General features: G+C 59.3%; 17 protein-coding genes. 7 read left to right on the forward strand and 10 right to left on the reverse strand.

Going from position 1 to position 21,662, the window contains the following annotated elements; translation table 11 throughout:
• Positions 1–38: 38 nt before the first annotated feature.
• From J3P91_RS24380 to J3P91_RS24390, 3 genes are all read right to left on the reverse strand, one after another.
• Positions 39–797, reverse strand: coding sequence for an alpha/beta hydrolase family protein (locus J3P91_RS24380; RefSeq protein ID WP_434571500.1), 759 nt, complete (start codon positions 795–797; stop codon positions 39–41).
• Positions 787–1,896, reverse strand: coding sequence for a DUF3182 family protein (locus J3P91_RS24385; protein ID WP_434601980.1), 1,110 nt, complete (start codon positions 1,894–1,896; stop codon positions 787–789). The genes J3P91_RS24380 and J3P91_RS24385 overlap by 11 nt, the downstream gene beginning before the upstream one ends.
• 322 nt (positions 1,897–2,218) lie before the next feature.
• Entirely contained in the window at positions 2,219–3,211 is a 993-nt protein-coding gene (locus J3P91_RS24390) for a GlxA family transcriptional regulator (RefSeq protein ID WP_434601981.1), read from the reverse strand.
• Positions 3,212–3,348: 137 nt separating this feature from the next.
• On the opposite strand from J3P91_RS24390, the gene J3P91_RS24395 reads away from it, so the two are divergent.
• The 5 genes from J3P91_RS24395 (at position 3,349) to J3P91_RS24415 (ending at position 8,765) form a co-directional block, all read left to right on the forward strand.
• A complete protein-coding gene (locus J3P91_RS24395) occupies positions 3,349–3,858 on the forward strand; it encodes a sigma-70 family RNA polymerase sigma factor (RefSeq protein WP_434571494.1) in 510 nt (169 codons plus the stop codon).
• Complete coding sequence (locus J3P91_RS24400; protein WP_434601982.1) at positions 3,855–4,820, forward strand: FecR domain-containing protein; 966 nt, start codon at positions 3,855–3,857, stop codon at positions 4,818–4,820. The genes J3P91_RS24395 and J3P91_RS24400 overlap by 4 nt, the downstream gene beginning before the upstream one ends.
• Positions 4,821–4,974: 154 nt before the next feature.
• Positions 4,975–7,368 (forward strand): TonB-dependent siderophore receptor, encoded by a 2,394-nt coding sequence (locus J3P91_RS24405; RefSeq protein WP_434605215.1) that lies wholly within the window; start codon positions 4,975–4,977, stop codon positions 7,366–7,368.
• Between the two features lie 132 nt (positions 7,369–7,500).
• Positions 7,501–8,058, forward strand: a complete 558-nt coding sequence (locus J3P91_RS24410) for a cysteine hydrolase family protein (RefSeq protein WP_434601983.1) — start codon at positions 7,501–7,503, stop codon at positions 8,056–8,058.
• A gap of 212 nt (positions 8,059–8,270) precedes the next feature.
• The gene (locus J3P91_RS24415; RefSeq protein WP_434601984.1) at positions 8,271–8,765 is read left to right on the forward strand and encodes a hypothetical protein; all 495 of its coding nucleotides are present in this window, start codon (positions 8,271–8,273) and stop codon (positions 8,763–8,765) included.
• Positions 8,766–8,814: 49 nt separating this feature from the next.
• On the opposite strand, the gene J3P91_RS24420 is transcribed toward J3P91_RS24415, so the two are convergent.
• Both J3P91_RS24420 and J3P91_RS24425 read right to left on the reverse strand, forming a co-directional pair.
• On the reverse strand, positions 8,815–11,202 hold the full coding sequence (locus tag J3P91_RS24420; protein ID WP_434601985.1) for a TIM-barrel domain-containing protein: 2,388 nt from the start codon (positions 11,200–11,202) through the stop codon (positions 8,815–8,817).
• Positions 11,199–12,515 carry an MFS transporter gene (locus J3P91_RS24425; protein ID WP_434601986.1) on the reverse strand — a complete coding sequence of 439 codons (1,317 nt, stop codon included), beginning with the start codon at positions 12,513–12,515 and terminating at the stop codon, positions 11,199–11,201. The genes J3P91_RS24420 and J3P91_RS24425 overlap by 4 nt, the downstream gene beginning before the upstream one ends.
• A gap of 211 nt (positions 12,516–12,726) precedes the next feature.
• Here J3P91_RS24425 and J3P91_RS24430 point away from each other — a divergent pair, with 211 nt between their 5' ends.
• A complete protein-coding gene (locus J3P91_RS24430; protein ID WP_434601987.1) occupies positions 12,727–13,794 on the forward strand; it encodes a LacI family DNA-binding transcriptional regulator in 1,068 nt (355 codons plus the stop codon).
• A 170-nt stretch (positions 13,795–13,964) separates the two neighbouring features.
• Here J3P91_RS24430 and J3P91_RS24435 read toward each other — a convergent pair whose 3' ends face one another.
• Positions 13,965–14,480, reverse strand: coding sequence for a single-stranded DNA-binding protein (locus J3P91_RS24435; protein ID WP_024778338.1), 516 nt, complete (start codon positions 14,478–14,480; stop codon positions 13,965–13,967).
• 9 nt (positions 14,481–14,489) lie between these two features.
• Positions 14,490–15,887, reverse strand: coding sequence for an MFS transporter (locus tag J3P91_RS24440; RefSeq protein ID WP_305498449.1), 1,398 nt, complete (start codon positions 15,885–15,887; stop codon positions 14,490–14,492).
• A 168-nt stretch (positions 15,888–16,055) separates the two neighbouring features.
• Between J3P91_RS24440 and uvrA the strand changes: the two genes are divergently transcribed.
• Positions 16,056–18,890 carry an excinuclease ABC subunit UvrA gene (gene uvrA / locus J3P91_RS24445; protein WP_434571478.1) on the forward strand — a complete coding sequence of 945 codons (2,835 nt, stop codon included), beginning with the start codon at positions 16,056–16,058 and terminating at the stop codon, positions 18,888–18,890.
• A 70-nt stretch (positions 18,891–18,960) separates the two neighbouring features.
• Here uvrA and bfr read toward each other — a convergent pair whose 3' ends face one another.
• The 3 genes from bfr to rplQ form a co-directional block, all read right to left on the reverse strand.
• Positions 18,961–19,425 carry a bacterioferritin gene (gene bfr, locus J3P91_RS24450; RefSeq protein ID WP_024778335.1) on the reverse strand — a complete coding sequence of 155 codons (465 nt, stop codon included), beginning with the start codon at positions 19,423–19,425 and terminating at the stop codon, positions 18,961–18,963.
• Between the two features lie 158 nt (positions 19,426–19,583).
• A complete protein-coding gene (locus J3P91_RS24455) occupies positions 19,584–21,032 on the reverse strand; it encodes a catalase (protein WP_434601988.1) in 1,449 nt (482 codons plus the stop codon).
• A gap of 224 nt (positions 21,033–21,256) precedes the next feature.
• On the reverse strand, positions 21,257–21,643 hold the full coding sequence (gene rplQ, locus J3P91_RS24460; RefSeq protein ID WP_003176402.1) for a 50S ribosomal protein L17: 387 nt from the start codon (positions 21,641–21,643) through the stop codon (positions 21,257–21,259).
• Between the last annotated feature and the right edge of the window lie 19 nt (positions 21,644–21,662).

Below are 21,662 nucleotides of genomic sequence, written 5' to 3' on the forward strand. Positions count from 1 at the left end.
AGCCTGCTCGCGAAGGGGCCCGCCAGGACACCATCTGTCTACCGCTCCTGAATGATGCTCAACCGCTCGCCCACCACCATCTCCGTGATCCAGCTCACCAGGATCGAGGTGTAGGCCTGTTGTGACACGGGGTCACTCAGGGAATGGTCGGCGCCGTCGATGATCCGATGAGTCAACGAGTGAGTCTGCTGGCAGGCGGCCCGGTAGCTCATGATCGTGGCGTGGGGCACATGGTCGTCCGTCTCCGACTCCACCAGCAACACATCGCCGGTGAATTGCGCGCAGGCGTGCAAGGCCCGGTTGGTATCGGCGTGCACCAGGGTGCTGCGGTAATCGAGCAAGTCAGCCTTGTCGAGGTCGCGCTTGGGCGTGTGCCACTGCTCGTCGCGGTACAGCGCCGGCACCCGCAGGGCCAGCCAGCGCACCGGTCGCAATGAGGTAAGGATAGAGGCCAGGTAACCACCGTAGCTGGTACCGACCACCGCGATCGCCGAGGTGTCCAGGGCCGGGTGGGCGAGCAACCGGTCATAGGCCGCCAGCAAGTCCCGCAGGTTGTCCTCGCGCGTGACCCGCGACAGCGGAATCCCGGCCCCACCGGTGTGGCCGCGCAAGTCGAAGGTCAGGCACACGCAGCCCAGGCCGGCGATGCCTTTGGCCCGCTCGAGATCTCGCTCCTGGCTGCCGCCCCAACCGTGTACGAACAACACACCGGGAACCTTCGACTTGGGGCTGAGGAAGGTTCCATTCATGTGTTCATCATCAATCGCAATCTGGATGGTTTCGCTTCTAGCCGTCATAGGATTGAACCGTTACGTATTTGAGTAGGAAATCACCATTTTCCGCAGCGCCGCGATAAACCTCCGTGGCGCCGGGCGGCAGCGGTTGGTCCGTGTAGGTTTCGACTGAGGACACCCGAACCGCGCGGATCGATGGGTCCTCGACGAACACCTGCAGGGCAGCCAGTTCCGCGCTGCTGGCGCCGCCCATTCGCCAGGACTGCTCCAGCACGCCACCGCGAGGCTGGCCCCCGGTATCCGTCCCCTGGGCAATGTCGTAGTTGCGCCGCGAAGCAAAGAACGTGGGGAAAGCCTGGTTGGCGGCGTCATCGAATACCTGCGCCAGCCGGACCGCTTCGCGCACATCGTCCGGCAATTCCAGGCCGAGAAGCTCGATGTAGCCCCCTTGCGCCACCAGCAGGTCGGAGCCGCCGTAGACCTCTTCCCCTTCGTTGTCGTGGGTCAGGTGCTGCACGCCGCAGTAGCTCAAGACCTTGCCGTTGATAAAGCTTTGGCCGACGCTCTGGGTCTTGACCTCACTGAGATTCTGTTCCAGCACGATTCCCTCGCTGAACAATGCCTGGGCGTCTGGAGCCGCGACGATTTCATCGAATTGCCCGATGCTCCGGATGACTCGCTGGCCACGTCCGGCGCAAGCATGGATTGGCTTGAAGCGAATCGGCCCGGCGTAGAGCAGATGTTCGGCGGCCTGGCGCGCATCCTTGAGCGAAAATACGCTGATGCCGTCGAGCACAACGCCCCGGGTCAGCTTGGCGAAAAGCGGTGACCAGCCCTTCGGCGCGACCGCATCCTTATTCAACAGACCATGGGCAATCGCCTTGGTGCAGATGAAATCGTGGTCGACGTAACCGCCCCAAAGATCGTCCGGTCCCTTGACGCCCAGACGCAACGCAGCCTCGGGACCGATCAGGGTTTGCGTAGGCAACAGGTACAGATCCCGCCCGGCGTGGTTCCGGCTGTCATAGTTGCCGCCGAACTCCAGGCCAAGGATATTCGCCAGCCAGCGCGCCAGCGCCCGATTGGTCTCGACTTCATGCAGGGGTGCCTGGGGATTGACCGAGTGGGCCACTACACATTTGTCACGATGGATCTGAGTCATGCGTTGTCCTTTCAACTGCGCTAAATAGCCGTAGCTATAAGGATTGCAGAGATCAGGCCAACGGCACGGCGGGGGACGAACGGTCAAGGAAACGGGGGAATGAACGGATGATGTGGCACCCGGCCTGTTTCATTCTGCACGACTGCAAGCGGATGTCCGGCAATTTGCACGACACCCCGAGCCAGCATTTTCCCGTGGCGAGGGAGCTTGCTCCCGCTGGGCTGCACAGCAGCCCCAACTTTAAACTGACACACCGCGGTGCACATTATTGGGAGGCTTCACCCCCAGCGGGAGCAAGCTCCCTCGCCGCAGAGGCTCCGTGTCAGCTTTTGGCAGCACTCGGGTTCACCCCGAACCTTGCCCGGTAATCACTCGGCGCCAGCCCGGTGATTTTCTTGAACGTCGCTCGAAAGGCAGAAGGATCCTGATAACCGACGGTCCAGGCAATGTGGTCGATGGTACCGTTGGTGTACTCCAGCATTTCCCGCGCCTTGCCGACCCGCAGGTGCTGACAGTATTCGGTGGGTTTGAGGCCGGTAGCCGCGCGAAACCGGCGCAGGAACGTGCGTTCCTCCAGCCCGGCCTGTTCGGCCATCGCGCCAAGGGAAACATCCACCGCGCCGCTGCGTTGCAGCCAGTGCTGGACCTTCAGGATCGCTGCGTCGCCGTGACCCAGGATCGGCGCGAAATTGCTGCCGCACTGGCTCGCGCTGTCGCTGTGCTCGATCACCAGAAACTGTGCGGTGCGTGTGGCGATGCCGGGGCCGAGCAAGCGGTCCACCAGCCGCAGCCCGAGCTCCGACCAGGCCATGAGCCCGGCGGTGGTGATCAGGTCGCCGTCGTCGACAATGGGTTTATCGGCGTTGAGCTTGATCTTCGGATAACGTGCCGCGAAGGTCTTGGCCGAGGTCCAGTGGGTCGTGGCACTACGCCCATCCAGCAAACCGCTTTCGGCCAGCAGGATGGAGCCGACGCAAACCCCGCCCAGTACCGTGCCGCTAGCGTGTTGCGCCCGGAGCCAATCCATCAGCGTCTGTGTTGCGACAGCTTCATTGAAGCCGGCAATGGACGGTGGGATCAACAAGGCGACCAATGGCGCATGCGGACCGGCATCACTGGCAAACACCCGCAGCGGCATTTCTCCGCCCGCCGTTTGCCAGTGGCTCACGCGTAGCCGCGGCAGTTGCACACTGGCATGCTCCGCCGCAATGCCATCCGCCACGGCAAACAGATCGGTCAAACCATGCACCGCGGCCATTTGCGCGCCGGGGTAGATCAGCACGCCGAGTTCGACGAATGCCTGTTCCTGCGCCATGTCAGTTTCCCAGTCTTTTTTTCAACCAATCGTTGCAAATCCCTGCTACGCACCAGAGTTCCATCGGTCGGCTTTCAAAGGCCAAATGAAAGTGTAATGATAATACCTATCATTAACACCTTCCCGACGAGCCCGTCATGTCAGCAACTTCCAATGGCAACGCTCAACTGCATGAACTCTACCGCGATCATCACGGCTGGCTGCACGCCTGGTTGCGTCGAAAGCTGGGCAACCATGACCACGCGGCGGACATCGCGCAAGACACATTCCTGCGCCTGCTGGTTTCCGGACGTATTCCCGGGGTAGTGGAAGGTCGCAGTTACCTGACCCAGATCGCCCGCAACCTGGTGATCGATCAGTGGCGTCGACAGCGAATCGAACGGGCCTACCTTGAAAGTATCGCTCATTTGCCCGAACCCCAGACGCCTTGCCTGGAGACACGAGCAATCATTCTCGAAACGCTTCAGAGAATCGACGCGATGCTCGACCGCATGCCAGGCAATGTGCGGACGGCCTTCCTGCTGTCGCAATTCGAAGGCCTGGGCTATGCGCAAATTGCCGAACGCCTGCAAGTCACCGTCAGCTCCGTACAAAAATACATGACCCGCGCCATCCTGGCCTGCTACCAGACGGTCTACGAAGAATGAATCGCCGCGCCGAGCTTCCGGTTTCCCCGGCCGTCGTCGAACAGGCGAGCGAGTGGCTGATGCTGCATTGGGGCGGCGAGATGACTGACGCTCAACAGCGGGCGTTTGTCCTGTGGCAGCGCGCCGATGCCGAACACGCCAGGGCCTGGCAGCGCTTGCAGGATCTGCAGCAGACCTTGGGTCGCGTCCCGCGCGACTGCGCTCAGGCCGTGCTCAAGGATGCGCCGCAGCGCTCGCGGCGGGACATGCTCAAGTTGCTTTCGCTGATGCTGGTCACTGGCGCAACCGGTTATTCGCTGCACAGCCAGAAACCCTGGCGCGGCGCATTGGCCGATCAACACACGGCGGTCGGCGAGATCCGTCGGCTGACGCTGGAGGACGGCACGCGCCTGGACCTGGATACCGACAGCGCCGTGGACGTGCGTTTTTCTGCCAGCCATCGACGCATTCGCCTGATCAAGGGGGCCATCCTGCTGGAGACCGGACACAAACCCGAGTACCTCCAGCGGCCGTTGATCGTGCAGACCGGGGCAGGCGAGATACAGGCGCTGGGCACGCGCTTCTGCGTGGCCGAGGCCCAGCAAGGCATCCGAGTCGACCTTTACACGGGAATGCTGGAAGTACGGCCTATCGCCGCTGCGGCCCAAAGGCTGGTGGGAGGCCAGAGTCTCTGGTTCGACCAGGACCGACTCGGTGTCGTCACCGCCACCGACCCAAACGCCGGCGCCTGGAGCGAGGGCCACCTGATCGCCGAGCGCCAGCCGCTGGGTCAGTTTCTGTCGCAACTGAGCCGCTACCGGCCCGGCATCCTGCGCTGCGATCCGGCCGCCGCCCCGTTGCTGATCACCGGTGTATTTCCTCTGGCCGACACCGACGCCATCCTGGCGGCGCTGGCCCGCTCGCTGCCCGTGCGTGTCCACCAGGCAACGCGTTATTGGATCACGGTGAAGCGTCTCACGTGATTTTTTCGCCGGGCATTGTCGGTTTTTCCTGTTGATACGGGATAGCTCTGAAACCCTTCAATTGCTATCGCCAGGGAGTATCGCAGTGCCCGTCCAAGCCCCTCTCCATTTCTTGCGCAACGGTTTGTTCCTCGGTGCCCTGGCTGCAACGCCAATGTTCTGCGCAACAGCCCAGGCTGAGCCCGCCAACATCGATTATGTTCGCCAGTACGATATCGCCGCGGGCCAGCTCGACCAGGCGTTGAACCAATTCGCCAGGACAGCCGGTGTGTTGCTGTCGGTGGACGCGCAACTGACCACCGGCAAGAGCACGCCGGGGCTCCACGGGCAATTCAACATTCCCGGGGCGCTGCAGCGTCTATTGGCGGGCTCGGGCTTGCAGGCCGTCAACAGCGGCAACGCCTGGTCTCTGCAGCTCGCACCCGACAGCGCAACCTTGCAACTGGACGCCACACTGATCGGTGCCCGCAACCTTGGCGAAAACCCCTGGGGGCCCGTCGATGGCATCGTCGCCACGCGCAGCGCCACGGGCAGCAAGACCGACAGCGCCCTGGTGGAGGTGCCGCAAACCATCAACGTGGTCACGGCTGACGAGATCAAGGCCCGAGGCGCCCAAACCGTCACCCAAGCGTTGCGCTACACGCCAGGCATCACTGGCGGCGGCTTCTCCGACCGGGTGAAGATTTTCGACGAGCCGACATCTCGCGGCATAACCCCAGTGCCTTTGTATCTGGACGGCCTGCACTTGCCATACGGCGGAGGCAGCACCGGCGGCGCGCTGCAGATCGAACCGTACTCGCTGGAGCGCATTGAAGTGCTCAAAGGACCGGCCTCCGTGCTGTACGGTCAGAACCAGCCTGGCGGCATCGTCAACATGGTCAGCAAGCGGCCAACCCTCGAACCCGTCCACGAAGTGGTGTTGAAGGCGGGCAGCTACGACCAGATGGGTGTCGGCGTGGATATCGGCGGGCCCCTGGATGAGCAAGGCAAGCTGCTGTATCGCTTGACCGGGCTGGTCAACGACAGCAATTCGAGCATCGACTATGCCCAGCAGAAACGTCAATTCCTCGCGCCGAGCCTGACCTGGCTGCCCAACGAAGACACCAGCCTGACCCTGTTCGCCCAGTACCAACGCGATGACGCGGTTCCGGAAGCGCAAGGATTGCCCGCCCTGGGGACGGTGTTCAACAACCCCAACGGCAAGGTTTCGCGAAACCTTTTCCTGGGCGAGCCCGGCGTGAATGACTACAAGCGCAACCAATATGCCCTGGGCTATGAGCTGAGCCATCGCCTGGACGATGTCTGGACCTTGAAGCAGAACGCTCGTTATGCCGTGGTGGACGACCATTACACCGCCCCGCTGCATGGCTATCGCTTCGTCAACAACCCCGTCACCGGCGCCGACGACAAACGCTACATGACCCGCTACGGCGTCGACTGGTCGCAGACCAACAAGGTCTTCGGCGTGGACAATATCGCCCAGGCCGAATTTGACAGCGGCCCCCTGAAACACACCCTGATCACCGGCCTGGACTACTACCGGTTCAACTCAAAATTCAAAGGGCTGTACGACTACAACCCGCCGATCATCGACATCTTCAACCCGGTCCATGGCCAACCTCTCAATTTCGGCAATCTGTACCGATGGGACAACACCATCACCCAGACCGGCCTGTACATGCAGGACCAGATCAAGTTCGACCAATGGGTGCTGGTGTTGGGTGGCCGCTATGACTGGACCGAAGTGGACAACAAGGAACCGGTCAGCGGCGCCCACAGCAATGTCCGCGACAGTGCCTTCACCGGGCGCGCCGGCCTGGTATACCTGTTCGACAACGGCCTGGCTCCGTTCATCAGCTATGCCGAGTCATTCCAGCCGGTGAGCGGCCGTGATGTGTCCGGCAAACCGTTCGAGGCCACCACCGGCAAGCAGTATGAAATAGGCCTCAAGTTCCAGCCGCCAGGACAGCAGAGTTTTGTGCAGTTATCCGTTTATCAACTGGACCAGGAGAACATGCTGACCACCGACCTGGACAACCCGGGCTTCAACGGCCAGACCGGCGCCGTGCGCTCGACGGGTATCGAACTGGAAGGCAAGGCCAGCCTGAACAAATCACTGGACGTCATCGCTTCGGTCTCGCGCAACGATATTGAATACACCAAGGATAATGATGGCCGCCAAGGCAACCATCTGGCCGGCATCTCGCCGCTGACCGCCTCCGCCTGGGTCAACTACACGTTCCTGGGCGATACCCCGCTGGCCGGATTCGGTGCCGGGCTTGGTGTCCGTTATGTGCGCAGCAGTCCGGGAACCGAATACCCGGGCACTGCCACCGCGCCCTCCTTCGATGTGCCGTCCTTTACTGTTTACGACGCGCGCCTCTCCTACGACCTTGGCCAATCGCCGCTGGGCCTCAAGGGCGTAAAGGTCGACATGAACGTGGAAAACCTCGCCGACAAGAAGTACGTGGCACGCTGTACCAGCAACTGGGACTGCTACTACGGCGATGGTCGAACCATGACGACAAGCCTGACTTATAACTGGTGAACCGAGCCTGACAATGCAGCGCCATTGCCGCATTGTCAGTTTTCCCCCGCTTATTGTCGTTACGGCCAATCCTCGAAACCCGGACAAACGCCAATACTGGCGCCACATCCTGACTTAAACGAGGAAGACCCCATGTCCAAGCAAGCGCTCATCGTCGTAGATATCCAGAACGACTACTTCCCCCAAGGAAAATGGCCTTTGGTCGGTGCAGAGACCGCCGCCGATAACGCCGCCAGGTTGATCGAGGCGTTTCGCCAGGCCGGAAACCAGGTCGTGCACATCCGTCACGAATTCACCTCCGACGAAGCGCCATTTTTTACGCCCGGCTCTGAAGGTGCGCAGTTGCATCCCAAGGTACTCAACCGCGCCGATGAACCGGTCGTGCTCAAGCACTTCGTCAATTCGTTTCGCGAAACCGAGCTGCAAGCTGTCCTTGAACGCCACGGCATCGAGCGGTTGGTGGTGGTAGGTAGCATGAGCCACATGTGCATCGACGGCATTACCCGCGCTGCCGCTGACATGGGCTATGAGGTCACGGTGGTGCATGATGCCTGTGCCAGCCGCGACCTGGAATTCAACGGCCTCGTCGTCCCTGCGGCCCATGTCCACGCTGCGTTCATGTCGGCACTGGGGTTTGCCTATGCGAATGTGGTGAGTACCGGGCAATTCCTGAGCGGCAGCCAGGCGTAGGCGCAGGCATCAACAGCAAGCGGAAATGACTAGGCGTGTGTGAGCGGTTACGACGAGAATGGCCAGATATCTTTCCAAGAGCCAGCCGCATGAAACGCAGACGCCCGCCGCGCCTGGTCGAATCCCCCTTCCCGATCGCTACCTCAGCGCCACGGCACCCGCCCACGTGGGATTGCTCAAGCGGCGTATCCAGGCCGGGATTCCTGGGGACCATGATCTACGTCGCGGCAATCTTGCTGGCCCTGCCTGCCTACTGGCTGGCAGTGTTTACCCTGATGCTGTTCAAGGTCGAAGGCCTGTCGCCGATTCACCAGCAGATCATTATGGAACCGCTGATTATCGCGCTCATGTTCATCAGTGCGTTCGCGGCCGTCTGTACGATCAACTGGCTCGTCTCCGGGCCCAAGGTGCTTGGCTTCTGCTTTGACGAAAGCCAGCAACGCCTCACCTTCACCCAGCGCCGTCCTGCCCGGGAAACCACCGAGAAATGCATCCCCTACAGCGACATCCATTACATCAAGCCCTACACCTTGAGCACTTTCGCCAACGTGAACCACTTTGATGTCGGCTACACCGGAGCCGATGGCAAGCCGATTGCGCTTCGGTTTCGGGTGGATATCACGGTGACGGAAATGGCGTTCCACGCCACTTGGTTGACGCAGTCGATTGGGCAGAGGATGCAGGAATTATTGGATCTTGACTTGTGAGCCGGTGGACTTGCCCTCCTGGACTGAGAGGGCAAGACTTACCAGCGAATCAATGAAGTTGTCCATGCTCCGGAATGTCGGCCAACTTCAAAGCGCGGCCACTATAGCCATTGATTCTCAAGGCTCGCGCATCCGTCACCTTCAAGGAGACCTCAAGCTGCTCCCACGCCGGACAAAAATCCCCCGTTTTTGTGATCGTCAAATCAATGAAGTCCAGGCCATATTCAAGGGTCCATTTGATGACAACGCAGTTGCCGTTTTTCCAGTCATGACTGATGCCGTCATCTTCAAACAACACGCCGCTGGAGGCACCTGAAGGCGCAGGAAAAATTACCAGCTCGCGACGCCGATCAAGAGAGGGATCGTTAAGCTTGTGGCATTCACCGATCGGTATCGCAGCGCCCCCTCGCACCAACAAGGGCAAACGTTCCAAAGGCGCATCCAGAACAACGGATTGGCCACCTTCGTACCAGTCACCGGTATGCCAGTCGCACCATCCCGTCGCATTCAGGGGTAACCACACCTCGCGCTCGCGGGCGCCTTCCTCTACCACGCTGGCGACGAGGACGTCTCGGCCAAGAAGGAACTCGTCGTTTTCCTCGAACGTTTCAAGGTCATGCTCGTGGTCAAGAAACGTAGGTCGCAAGATGGGCTCATCTTCGTTACTGGCTTGCCACAGCAAGGTATAGAAGTAAGGCATCAAACTGTATCGGAGCCCGATGGCGTCACGGACCGCATCGGTGACCGTTGGGTGCATCCATGGCTCATTGACGGTGCCATCGTCGTTCCAGGAGTGAATGGTGAAGCGCGGATGCATCACACCATTCTGGACCCAACGGACAAACAGCTCCGGATCCGGCTTGTTACCCGAGAACCCACCTACATCGTGCCCGACGTTGTACAACCCCGACAGACTCATGCCCAGGCCCATGCGGGTGTTGTAGCGGAGGGTTTTCCAGTTGGTTCGGTTATCACCGCTCCAGGTCTGAACGTAGCGCTGCATGCCGGCGCAACCTGAGCGTGAGATGAGATAGGGCCGTTCCGATGGCGAAAACCGCTGTTGTGCCTCTAAAGACGCTCTCATCATCAGCAATGCCATGACAGGCCGGATATGTTTGATTGCTATTTCGCGCCCGAAGCCGTGGCAGCGTGCCTCACCGTCCCACACCTCGAACTCATTGTTATCGTTCCACGTGCATTCAATGCCCAGCTCCAACAGCTGTGTTGTGACATTGGACTGCCACCAGCTGACAGCGTCCGGGTTGGTGAAGTCCAGATGAGAGCCTTCATCGTCCCAAAAGACAGAGCGCTCTGGCATGTCGTGTTCAGAGTCTCCAATGAACATCTTTCGCCTGGCTACCTCGGCGTAGCGCGGATGGTCCTGCAAGAGACAAGGCTTGATGTTGGCAACCAGCCTGACGCCGGCATCACGGTAGGCCTGGGCAAGCGCCTTGGGGTCTGGGACCTTTTCACGGTTCCAGTTGAAAACATAACGTTTTTCGCCAATGGAGGTGTATCCGGATGACAGTTGGAAAGAGTCACAAGGGATATCGTGCCGACGGCACAGATCAAGAAACTCCAGCAACTGTTCCTGGGCATTTTCGGCATCGGTGTAGTGCATCGTCGAGCCGCTGTAGCCCAGGCTCCATTTAGGCAGAAACAGAGTGCGTCCGGTCAGACGAACAAAAGCCTTCGTCACATCCAGTATGCGCGGGCCTGCAAGTACCCAGTAATCGAGGTCACCGGCATCCGCTTTGTACCGACGGTAGGGCCGGTGATAATTATCCAGCTCGTTCCCCAGATCAAAGAGGCTGGTGTTCAGGTTGTCATAGAACATCCCGAAGCTGGCGTGCTCCTGGTGCGTGATGACAAAGGGGATATGTTTGTACAGCGGGTCAGTGCTCGCAGCGTCATATCCCATTGCATCCAGGTTACGCATTTCAAAGCGTTTGCCGGCGCGATTCAAATCGCCGGTCTTTTCGCCGAGCCCGTAATAGCGATGTTCCGGTGCGCGAAGCTGGTAATGCTCCAGGCCTTCACCATGAGCATCAAGCGAATAGGCACCGGTGGGCCGATCCGAAACTAACGGCCTCCAGTCCTGGCCATCATGGTATTCCCATTGCAACCAAAGCGGACGATTCACCGTGATGCGGAGTTTTCTGGTCGTGAGTACCAACCGGTCCTGAAATTCTTCGACCCGGTACGCGGGCAAAGAAAAATCCGCCAACGACTTGCGGGCCCGGCCCTCCCAGGCGACATCCTCCCGGGGCGCGATGCTCCAGGTCCGATCCAGTGCCAACGCGCCTGCACGCATGAGCAGGACACGCGCCAAACCGTCTTCGAGGATATGAATTCTGAAGAGATGTCGGCCCTCGACCAGAAGCTCGATGTAGCCTTTTTCCTGGGCCTGTAATTCCCAGACTTTAAGTGACTTCATTGGGCACGCACCGCTTCAGGTTTGGACGCTCTGTCGGCGATAAACAAAATCATGAAAAACGCACCTATAAAATCAAAGAGCCCCATCGCAATGAACAATGGGTTGAATCCTATCTTGTCCACGCTGACACCGATGATCAGCGAAAAAATGAAGCTGGCAATCCAGGCACATGAGCCTCGCATTCCGTTCACAGTCGCCAGCTCATCCCGATCAAACGTTTCGACGACCAGTGCACTTAACATGCAGGAGATAATCTGGTGGCCAAAACCGCCGACTGAAATAAGCGCAATCGCTACATAGGGGTCTTCCACCTGGGTCATCACGGCTAACGAAAACATCAGGAACGCGCCAGTGATTGAACTGGCGACAATCGAGTTCACCCGGGTGCATTTGAAAAATCGATGGTAAGCGCGTGACAGGTAACCGCTGGCGACACTGCCCAGATCCGCCGCCAGAAACGGAACCCAGGCAAACAGTACGATTTGCTTGAGGTCCATTCCTCTTTCGTTGGCCAGATACAGCGGCACCCAGAAACTCATGACTGCCCATGCCGGCTCTGCCATGAAGGCGGGAAGCGCGATACCGTAAAATCGCTTGTCCCGACCAATCTTTTTCAACGCTTTGAAAAAAGGCATTTGCTGGCCGATTTTTTCGCCGTCTTGTTGGATATGCTTCAACTCATCGGGCGATAAGCGCGGATGAATAGTGGGAGCGTGGTAGAGCCATCCCCAGACGGCGGCCCATATCAGGCCGATCCCGCCGGAAATCAGGAATGCGCCCTGCCAGCCCAGGCTTACATGAGCCAGATAGATGATGGGAGGGGCGAGCATCGCCCCCAGAGAAAAACCAACCCCCGCCCATCCCGCAGCGATAGGTCGTTCTTTTTTGGGAAACCAGTCCCCTATCGCCTTGGCATTGGCGGGTGTAGCCGCTGCCTCCGAAGCGCCCATGAAAAAACGCAGAATCGCCAGATGTACCCAACTCGCTGCCCCGGCATGAAGAAGGCACATCACTGACCATACGACGGCGCATATGACGAAGCCGAGCTTGAGCCCGATCGCATCGATCAGCCAGCCGCAGACGGGTTGGAAAACTGTGTAAGCAAGTTGAAACGAGGCGACGACCCACGAGTACTGTTCCGTCGACATGCTGAACGTGGTTTTCAGTTCCGGCGCCAGGATGCCCAATGAATTGCGGGTTATGTAGTTGACGGTGACGCCCAGTAAAAACAGCGAGAGCATCCACCAACGCAGATGCGGGATGAACTTTAGCTTGGCCGAAAGTCGAGCATTGCGTTCGATATCGATAGTCATCAATTCTTCGCCTGTCGCCGGATTTACCGGCGTTTTGTTTTTATTTGAGGCTTGAACGCTATGGCAACTGCTCATGATCCGTACAGAAGCAGGCGTGTATAAATTTACATCCCATCCGACGCGGCTCGACAGAAACCCAGGCACGCTAGGATTGATGGCCCTTTTCTGCTATGAAAGCTTTTACATAAATTGTCTCAATGGATAAGCCACGGTGGGAAAGTTACGCATTGCTGAAATTGCGGCACAGACGGGCCTGTCCATCGCGACGGTGTCGCGGGTGCTTGCTGGCAAATCCAATACCCGCCCCGCCACGAGAGAAAAAGTGCTGGCGGCGGCTCGTCAGCAGGGCGTGATGGAAGGCCTCGCCAATGGTCGCTTCCTGCTCAACGGGCTGACCATCTTCGCGCCCTCGCGGGCCTTCAACGTACGCTCGGATATCTTCTACTACAAAGTTATCCAGGGCATCACACAGGCGGTCGCGCAACATGATGTTCGAGTTCGCTACTGCGAGCTTGAAGAGGTTGATAGCGACGCATTGCTGTTTTTACAGAAGATGAATCAGAAGGACACCGGTGCGGCGATCCTGATTGGTATTGATGATCCGCACATACACCAACTCGCGGCGGACCTCAGCAAGCCGACGGTACTGATCAACTGCATTGATCGCAGCATGCGCTTGCCCTCGATATCGCCCGACCACTTCTTGATCGGTCATTATTCGATAAATTATCTGTTTCAGATGGGGCACCGAAATGTACTGACCCTCCAGTGTCTCAGGCGGTACACGATGGATCTGCGGATACGTGGAATTCGTGATGCATGGAAGGAGCAAAATCTCGAATTCATCGAAACAAAACACCTGATCGTTGCCGAGGGTTTCGGCAGTGCTGAATCTGAAGCGCGGGTAATGGCCTTCCTGGAAAACTGCGCACCCGACGACCGACCGACTGCCATCCTGGCCGGGGGCGACTTCATGGCAGCCGGCGCGGTTAAAGCGCTGCAGAATGCCGGCTTGAGGGTTCCTCAGGATGTTTCAGTGATGAGCATGGACGGGTTCAACCTGGCGGACATCAACGATATACCGCTTACCACGCTTCACGTGCCCCGCGATGAACTGGGCGCAGAAGCGATAAGGGTCTTGAGACAGCAACTTTTCGAACCGCGATCGCCTTGTGGCAATCTTCTTCTCGGTGGACACCTGATCACCGGCAGTTCGGTGCGGCGCATCAAGCACAGCGCCAAGCAAACGCCGGTCTATCAGAAAATTATTTATGACTGATCCATTCGCGGCATAACCCGTCATCCGTGCTCATCTCACTTTGATTGATCTTGGGACACCTTGGCTTACGCAGAGCGAAAAAAACCCTCCAGGCTTTGCAGCGAAGAGGGCTTTATCGAGCTTTCAGGTTTCAGTGGATGAGGAGACTCATCGAATGAAACCACTGCGGATTAGAACGGAATATCGTCATCAAAGCTGTCGAAATCCGGCGCCGGTTGCGGTGCGGCCTGTTGCGGAGCTGGGCGCTCGCGCTGTGGCTGTGGCGCCGATTGCGGACGAGGGGCTTGCTGGCGTGGAGCCGACTGCTGGTAGTTGTTGCCACCCTGCTGCTGGTCGCCTTGCGGACGGCCACCCAGCAACTGCATGGTGCCTTGCATGTCGACCACGATTTCGGTGGTGTAACGCTTGATGCCGTCTTTTTCCCACTCGCGGGTCTGCAGCTTGCCTTCGATGTAGACCTGCGAACCCTTGCGCAGGTATTCGCCGGCAATCTCCGCCACTTTGCCGAACATCGACACGCGGTGCCATTCGGTCTTCTCGACCTTCTGGCCGGTCTGCTTGTCGGTCCATTGTTCGCTGGTCGCCAGGCTCAGGTTGGTCACGGCGTTGCCGTTAGGCAGGTAGCGAACTTCTGGATCCTGGCCGCAAGTACCGACCAATATGACTTTGTTAACCCCACGGGCCATAACGTTCTCCTAGGCTTCGCACGCTGCCGGGGCCGGGTTGTTCACCAGGCGCTCAAGCGTCGCACGATCCAATAATTCGGTGTCCAGTTTGATATAAACGGCCGCCTCGTCGGCGACCACCACTGCATCGGTTACTCCAACGACGGCCCTGAGGCGCTCGGCCAGGCCTGCTTCGCGGATGGCTTCGGGCGACAACGGCAAGCGCAGGCTCGTCACATACGGAGGTTCGCGCATGGTAACAGCAAAAACCAGCCAAAGTGCAGCCAGCGCGGCACATCCCAGGAACACAACCGACAAACCGCCATGCTGGAACAGCCAGCCGCCGAGGATCCCGCCCAATGCCGAACCGAGGAACTGGCTGGTGGAATAAACCCCCATCGCCGTGCCCTTGCCGCCCGCCGGTGACACCTTGCTGATCAGCGACGGCAGTGACGCCTCCAACAGGTTGAACGCGGTGAAGAACACCACCGTGCCAATCACCAGGGCGCGCAGGCTGTCGCCGAACTGCCAGAAGAATAGCTCAGTGAGCATGAGCGTCACGACGGCGCCGAGCAAAACTCGTTTCATTTTGCGTCGCTTCTCGCCATAGATAATGAACGGAATCATGGCGAAGAACGAAATGACCAGTGCCGTCAGATAGACCCACCAGTGCTGCTCCTTGGGCAGGCCGGCCTTTTCCACCAGCGCCAGCGGCAAGGCCACGAAGCTGGACATCAACATGGCATGCAGCACGAAGATGCCCAGGTCCAGGCGCAGCAGGTCAGGATGCTTGAGCGTCGGCACCAGCGCCTGGCGGGCCACCCCGGATTCGCGGTGCTGTAATGGCCCGGTGGAGCGCGGCACGATCAACGCGACGATGAGGATGCCCACCAGTGCCATGGCACCGGTCGCCAGGAACAACCCCGACAAGCCAAAGGCACGGGTCAACAACGGTCCTACAACCATGGCGACGGCGAACGACAGACCAATCGTCATGCCGATCATCGCCATGGCTTTTGTGCGATGTTGCTCGCGGGTCAGGTCCGACAGTAACGCCATGACGGCAGCGGAAATGGCACCCGCTCCTTGTAGGATCCGTCCGGCGATCACGCCCCAGATCGAATCGGCATTCGCCGCCAGCACACTGCCGAGGGCGAACACGATGAGCCCCAGGTAAATCACCGGGCGCCGGCCGATCCGGTCGGAAATGATCCCGAAGGGAATCTGGAAAATCGCCTGGGTCAGGCCGTAGGCGCCGATGGCGAGCCCGATGAGGGCCGGGGTCGCGCCCGCCAGGTCCATGCCATAGGTCGCCAGTACCGGCAACACCATGAACATGCCGAGCATGCGGAAGGCGAACACCAGGGCCAGACCGCCTGCCGCGCGGGTCTCGCCGCTACTCATGCGTTCGCTGTGGGGATCTTGCATGGAAAAACCTCGTGTGAACCGGCGGGGATTCTACCAGTCCCATCGATTGAGGGGGTATATGGCGACCGTTTGCCGCGCAGTCTTCATGTATGGCTTTCAATAGTGTGCATCCATCCAGTATTTGCCCGTATACTCCTACGTTTTCGACGCCCGCCGAGCGAGGCCACTTTGGACAAGATCCTGATTCGTGGGGCCCGTACCCACAACCTGAAGAACATCGACCTGACCCTGCCACGGGACAAGCTGATCGTCATCACCGGCCTGTCCGGATCCGGCAAATCATCCCTGGCCTTCGACACCTTGTACGCCGAAGGCCAGCGCCGCTATGTCGAATCGCTGTCGGCCTACGCCCGGCAGTTCCTGTCGATGATGGAAAAACCCGACGTCGATACCATCGAAGGCCTGTCGCCAGCGATCTCCATCGAACAGAAGTCGACGTCCCACAACCCGCGGTCGACGGTCGGCACCATTACCGAGATCTACGACTACCTGCGCTTGCTGTATGCGCGAGTCGGTATCCCCCGCTGCCCTGATCATGACACCCCGTTGGAAGCCCAGACCGTCAGCCAGATGGTCGACCTGGTGCTCGCCCAGCCGGAAGGCAGCAAGCTGATGCTGCTCGCACCGGTGATCCGCGAGCGCAAGGGCGAACACCTGATGGTCTTCGAAGAATTGCGCGCCCAGGGCTTCGTACGCGCCCGGGTCAACGGCAAGCTGTGCGAGCTCGACGAACTGCCGAAGCTGGATAAACAGAAGAAGCACTCGATCGATGTGGTGGTAGACCGCTTCAAGGTCCGCGCCGACCTGCAACAGCGTCTGGCCGAATCCTTCGAGACCGCGCTGAAGTTGGCCGACGGCATCGCTCTGGTGGCGCCGATGGACGACGAACCCGGTGAAGAGATTATCTTCTCGGCACGCTTCGCCTGCCCGATCTGCGGCCACGCCATCAGCGAGCTGGAACCCAAGCTGTTTTCCTTCAACAACCCGGCCGGCGCCTGCCCGACCTGCGACGGCCTGGGGGTCAAGCAGTTCTTCGACACCAAGCGGCTGGTCAACGGCGAGCTGACCCTGGCCGAAGGCGCGATTCGTGGCTGGGACAGGCGCAACGTTTATTACTTCCAGATGCTCGGGTCGCTGGCGGCCCATTACAAGTTTAGCCTGGACAAACCATTCAACGAGCTGCCTGCGGACCAGCAGAAATTCATCCTGCACGGCAGCGGCACGCAGAACGTCGATTTCAAATACTTGAACGACCGTGGTGATATCGTCAAGCGCTCCCACCCGTTCGAAGGCATCGTGCCCAACCTGGAACGGCGTTACCGCGAGACCGAATCGGCCAGCGTGCGCGAAGAACTCGCCAAGTTCCTCAGCACCCAGCCCTGCCCGGACTGCCGCGGCACCCGTTTGCGCCGGGAGGCGCGGCACGTGTGGGTGGGTGAGAAAACCCTGCCGGCGGTGACCAGCCTGCCGATCGGCGATGCCACTGACTATTTCGGCGGCTTGAAGCTCACCGGCCGTCGTGGCGAAATCGCCGACAAGATCCTCAAGGAGATCCGCGAACGCTTGCAGTTCCTGGTGAACGTCGGCCTGGACTACCTGACCCTCGACCGCAGCGCGGATACCCTGTCCGGCGGTGAGGCCCAGCGTATTCGCCTGGCAAGCCAGATCGGTGCCGGGCTCGTGGGCGTCATGTACATCCTCGACGAACCGTCCATTGGCTTGCACCAGCGGGACAACGACCGGTTGCTCGGCACGCTGAAACACCTGCGCGATATCGGCAATACGGTGATCGTGGTCGAACACGATGAAGACGCGATTCGCCTCGCCGATTACGTCGTGGATATCGGCCCCGGCGCGGGCGTGCACGGCGGACACATCGTCGCCCAGGGCACCGCCGCCGAAGTCATGGCGCACCCCGACTCGCTGACCGGCAAATACCTGTCGGGCCGGGTGAAGATCAAGGTGCCGGCCAAGCGTACCCCACGCAATAAAAAGCTGTCGTTGACCCTCAAGGGCGCACGCGGCAACAACCTGCGCAACGTCGACCTGGAAATCCCGATCGGCCTGCTGACCTGCGTTACCGGTGTTTCCGGCTCCGGCAAGTCGACGCTGATCAACAACACGCTGTTTCCCCTCAGTGCCACCGCGCTGAACGGTGCCACCACCCTGGAAGCCGCCGCGCATGACAGCATCAAGGGCCTGGAGCATCTGGATAAAGTTGTCGACATCGACCAGAGCCCGATCGGCCGGACGCCACGCTCCAACCCGGCGACCTATACCGGGTTGTTCACGCCGATCCGCGAACTGTTCGCCGGCGTACCTGAATCACGCTCGCGGGGCTACGGCCCGGGCCGCTTCTCGTTCAACGTCAAGGGCGGGCGCTGCGAAGCCTGCCAGGGCGATGGCCTGATCAAGGTGGAGATGCATTTCCTGCCCGACATCTATGTGCCGTGCGATGTGTGCAAGAGCAAGCGCTATAACCGTGAAACGCTGGAGATCAAGTACAAGGGCAAGAACATCCACGAAACCCTTGAAATGACGATCGAGGAGGCCCGAGCGTTCTTCGACGCAGTACCGGCATTGGCGCGCAAGCTCCAGACACTGATGGATGTGGGGCTTTCGTACATCAAGCTCGGGCAGTCGGCGACGACCTTGTCCGGCGGCGAGGCGCAGCGGGTCAAGCTGTCCCGTGAACTGTCCAAGCGCGATACCGGCAAGACCCTGTATATCCTCGACGAGCCGACCACAGGCCTGCACTTCGCCGATATCCAGCAATTGCTCGATGTATTGCATCGGCTTCGCGACCACGGCAACACCGTTGTGGTCATCGAGCACAACCTGGATGTGATCAAGACGGCTGACTGGCTGGTAGACCTCGGGCCGGAAGGCGGCTCCAAGGGCGGCCAGATCATCGCCGTAGGTACGCCGGAGCAAGTGGCGGAAATGAAGCAGTCTCACACCGGCTATTACCTCAAGCCGTTGCTGGAGCGTGACCGGGACTGAAACACCGGGCATGAAAAAGCCCCTGTCATCTCATCGATGGCAGGGGCTTTTTTATCCCGCAATAAATACATCAGAACTGCGATTGCAGGTAATTCTCCAGCCCGATCAACTTGATCAGACCCAACTGCTTTTCAAGCCAGTAAGTGTGGTCTTCTTCAGTATCGTTGAGCTGCACCCGCAGGATCTCGCGAGTGACGTAGTCGTTGTGCTGTTCGCACAGCTCGATGCCTTTGCAAAGCGCCGCACGGACTTTGTATTCCAGACGCAGGTCGGCGGCGAGCATGTCAGGTACGGTGGTACCGATGTCCAGGTCGTCCGGGCGCATGCGTGGCGTGCCTTCGAGCATCAGGATCCGGCGCATCAAGGCGTCGGCGTGCTGCGCCTCTTCTTCCATCTCATGGTTGATACGTTCGTAGAGCTCGGTAAAACCCCAATCCTCGTACATCCGCGAGTGGATGAAATATTGATCACGGGCTGCCAGTTCGCCTGTCAGCAACGTGTTGAGGTAATCGATTACGTCTGGGTGACCTTGCATCGCCCTACATCTCCACAAGCTTTGAAAGGCCCTAGTTTGAACCAAGCTGACTGCAAGGTCACTCGCCTATCGCAATAAAAGTAAAGAAAATCCGAGAAAAGCAGGGTAAATAACGCAAAAACCGCTCAAATGAGGGCGGTTCTGCTTCTCGTTTAGACTTAGTTAAGCTGTACGCCCAAGGCTTTTGCGATACCTTCTCCATAGGCAGCGTCTGCCTTGAAGAAATGCTGCAGTTGGCGATCGACAACATCCGCCGAGACCCCCGCCATCGCACCGGCGATATTGCCGATCAACAGCGCTTTCTGCTCATCGTTCATCAAGCGGAACAGTGCACCGGCATGGCTGTAGTAGTCGGTATCTTCGCGATGATCATACCGATCCGCCGCACCGCTGAGGGCCAGTGCCGGCTCCGCATAACGTGGCGCCTGCTTCGGCGCCTCCACGAAGCTGTTTGGCTCATAGTTCGGAGCCGCGCCGCCATTGCTGCCGAACGCCATGGCGCCGTCGCGCTGGTAGGTATTGACCGGGCTGCGCGGCGCGTTCACCGGCAACTGCTGATGGTTGGTACCTACGCGGTAGCGGTGTGCATCGGCATAGGCAAACACACGCCCCTGCAGCATGCGATCAGGCGAGAGACCCACACCCGGCACCATGTTGCTAGGCCCGAATGCCGCTTGCTCCACTTCGGCGAAGTAGTTCAGCGGGTTACGGTTGAGCTCCAGCTCGCCGACTTCGATTAGCGGAAACTCTTTCTGCGACCAGGTCTTGGTCACATCGAACGGGTTTTCGTAATGGGCCGCGGCCTGTGCCTCGGTCATGATCTGGATGCAGACACTCCATTTCGGGAAGTCACCGCGCTCGATCGCGTTGAACAGGTCGCGCTGGGCATAATCCGGATCGGTGCCCGCCAGGCGTGCAGCGTCGGCCGGCGCGAGGTTCTTGATGCCCTGCTTGGTCTTGTAGTGCCATTTCACCCAGTGACGCTCACCCAGGGCATTGATCAGGCTGTAGGTGTGGCTGCCGAAACCGTGCATGTGACGGTAGCCGTCAGGAATACCGCGGTCAGAGAACAGAATGGTGACCTGATGCAACGCTTCGGGCGAGTGCGACCAGAAGTCCCACATCATCTGGGCACTTTTGAGGTTGCTTTGTGGCAGGCGCTTCTGGGTGTGAATGAAGTCTGGAAACTTCAGTGGGTCACGGATGAAAAACACCGGTGTGTTGTTGCCGACGATGTCCCAGTTACCTTCTTCGGTGTAGAACTTCAGGGCGAAACCGCGTGGATCGCGCTCGGTATCGGCGGAGCCGCGCTCGCCACCCACGGTAGAGAAGCGCAGGAAAGTCGGCGTCTGCTTGCCGACCGACTCGAACAACTTGGCGCTGGTGTATTGAGTGATGTCGCGAGTTACGGTGAAGGTACCGTAAGCGCCCGAGCCCTTGGCGTGTACGCGACGCTCTGGAATGTTTTCGCGATTGAAATGAGCAAGCTTCTCGATCAGGTGGAAATCGTCGAGCAGCAGCGGGCCACGTGGGCCGGCGGAGCGAGAGTTCTGGTTATCGGCGACAGGAGCGCCACTGGCGGTCGTAAGCGTTTGGGTCTGGCTCATGCTCAAATCTTCCTAGGTCGGTTCGGACTGCCGGCTAATCGGCTGGTGAGGAGTATTGATCATGTTAGTGACAGTATCCAAATTCATTAAATCATGGGCTTCGATAGTCATTATCTAATAAGCAAGATTGCCAATAGCCAGGCCAGGCGAAACGGCTAAAGCATTTTTCAATCGAGCACAAAAAACCGGGCACTAGGCCCGGTTCTTCGTTGCAGACTGTCGTCTTACTCGGCGCTTACAGCTTCGCCGGCAGTAGCACGATCAACCAACTCGACGTACGCCATAGGCGCGTTGTCGCCAGCGCGGAAACCGCACTTGAGGATGCGCAGGTAGCCACCCTCACGGGTAGCGTAACGCTTGCCCAGGTCGTTGAAGAGCTTACCAACGATAGCTTTCGAACGGGTACGGTCGAAAGCCAGGCGGCGGTTAGCCAGGCTGTCTGTCTTGGCCAGAGTGATCAGCGGCTCGGCAACGCGGCGCAGTTCTTTGGCTTTCGGCAGTGTAGTTTTGATCAGCTCGTGCTCGAACAGCGACACCGCCATGTTTTGGAACATGGCCTTGCGGTGCGAGCTGGTGCGGCTCAGGTGACGACCACTTTTACGATGACGCATGGTTCATTCCTTACCAAAC

Origin of the sequence: Pseudomonas sp. Z4-7, from assembly GCF_051131965.1 — a bacterium.
In the GTDB taxonomy this organism is placed as follows: Bacteria; Pseudomonadota; Gammaproteobacteria; order Pseudomonadales; family Pseudomonadaceae; genus Aquipseudomonas.

Coding starts and splice junctions, on each gene's coding strand:
- J3P91_RS24410 (WP_434601983.1), top strand. CDS start 7,501: ATGTCCAAGCAAGCGCTCATCGTCGTAGATATCCAGAACGACTACTTC.
- J3P91_RS24385 (WP_434601980.1), bottom strand. CDS start 1,896: ATGACTCAGATCCATCGTGACAAATGTGTAGTGGCCCACTCGGTCAAT.
- J3P91_RS24415 (WP_434601984.1), top strand. CDS start 8,271: ATGATCTACGTCGCGGCAATCTTGCTGGCCCTGCCTGCCTACTGGCTG.
- rplQ (WP_003176402.1), bottom strand. CDS start 21,643: ATGCGTCATCGTAAAAGTGGTCGTCACCTGAGCCGCACCAGCTCGCAC.
- J3P91_RS24380 (WP_434571500.1), bottom strand. CDS start 797: ATGACGGCTAGAAGCGAAACCATCCAGATTGCGATTGATGATGAACAC.
- J3P91_RS24435 (WP_024778338.1), bottom strand. CDS start 14,480: ATGGCCCGTGGGGTTAACAAAGTCATATTGGTCGGTACTTGCGGCCAG.
- J3P91_RS24440 (WP_305498449.1), bottom strand. CDS start 15,887: ATGCAAGATCCCCACAGCGAACGCATGAGTAGCGGCGAGACCCGCGCG.
- J3P91_RS24395 (WP_434571494.1), top strand. CDS start 3,349: ATGTCAGCAACTTCCAATGGCAACGCTCAACTGCATGAACTCTACCGC.
- J3P91_RS24405 (WP_434605215.1), top strand. CDS start 4,975: ATGTTCTGCGCAACAGCCCAGGCTGAGCCCGCCAACATCGATTATGTT.
- bfr (WP_024778335.1), bottom strand. CDS start 19,425: ATGCAAGGTCACCCAGACGTAATCGATTACCTCAACACGTTGCTGACA.
- J3P91_RS24455 (WP_434601988.1), bottom strand. CDS start 21,032: ATGAGCCAGACCCAAACGCTTACGACCGCCAGTGGCGCTCCTGTCGCC.
- J3P91_RS24400 (WP_434601982.1), top strand. CDS start 3,855: ATGAATCGCCGCGCCGAGCTTCCGGTTTCCCCGGCCGTCGTCGAACAG.
- J3P91_RS24425 (WP_434601986.1), bottom strand. CDS start 12,515: ATGACTATCGATATCGAACGCAATGCTCGACTTTCGGCCAAGCTAAAG.
- J3P91_RS24390 (WP_434601981.1), bottom strand. CDS start 3,211: ATGGCGCAGGAACAGGCATTCGTCGAACTCGGCGTGCTGATCTACCCC.
- J3P91_RS24420 (WP_434601985.1), bottom strand. CDS start 11,202: ATGAAGTCACTTAAAGTCTGGGAATTACAGGCCCAGGAAAAAGGCTAC.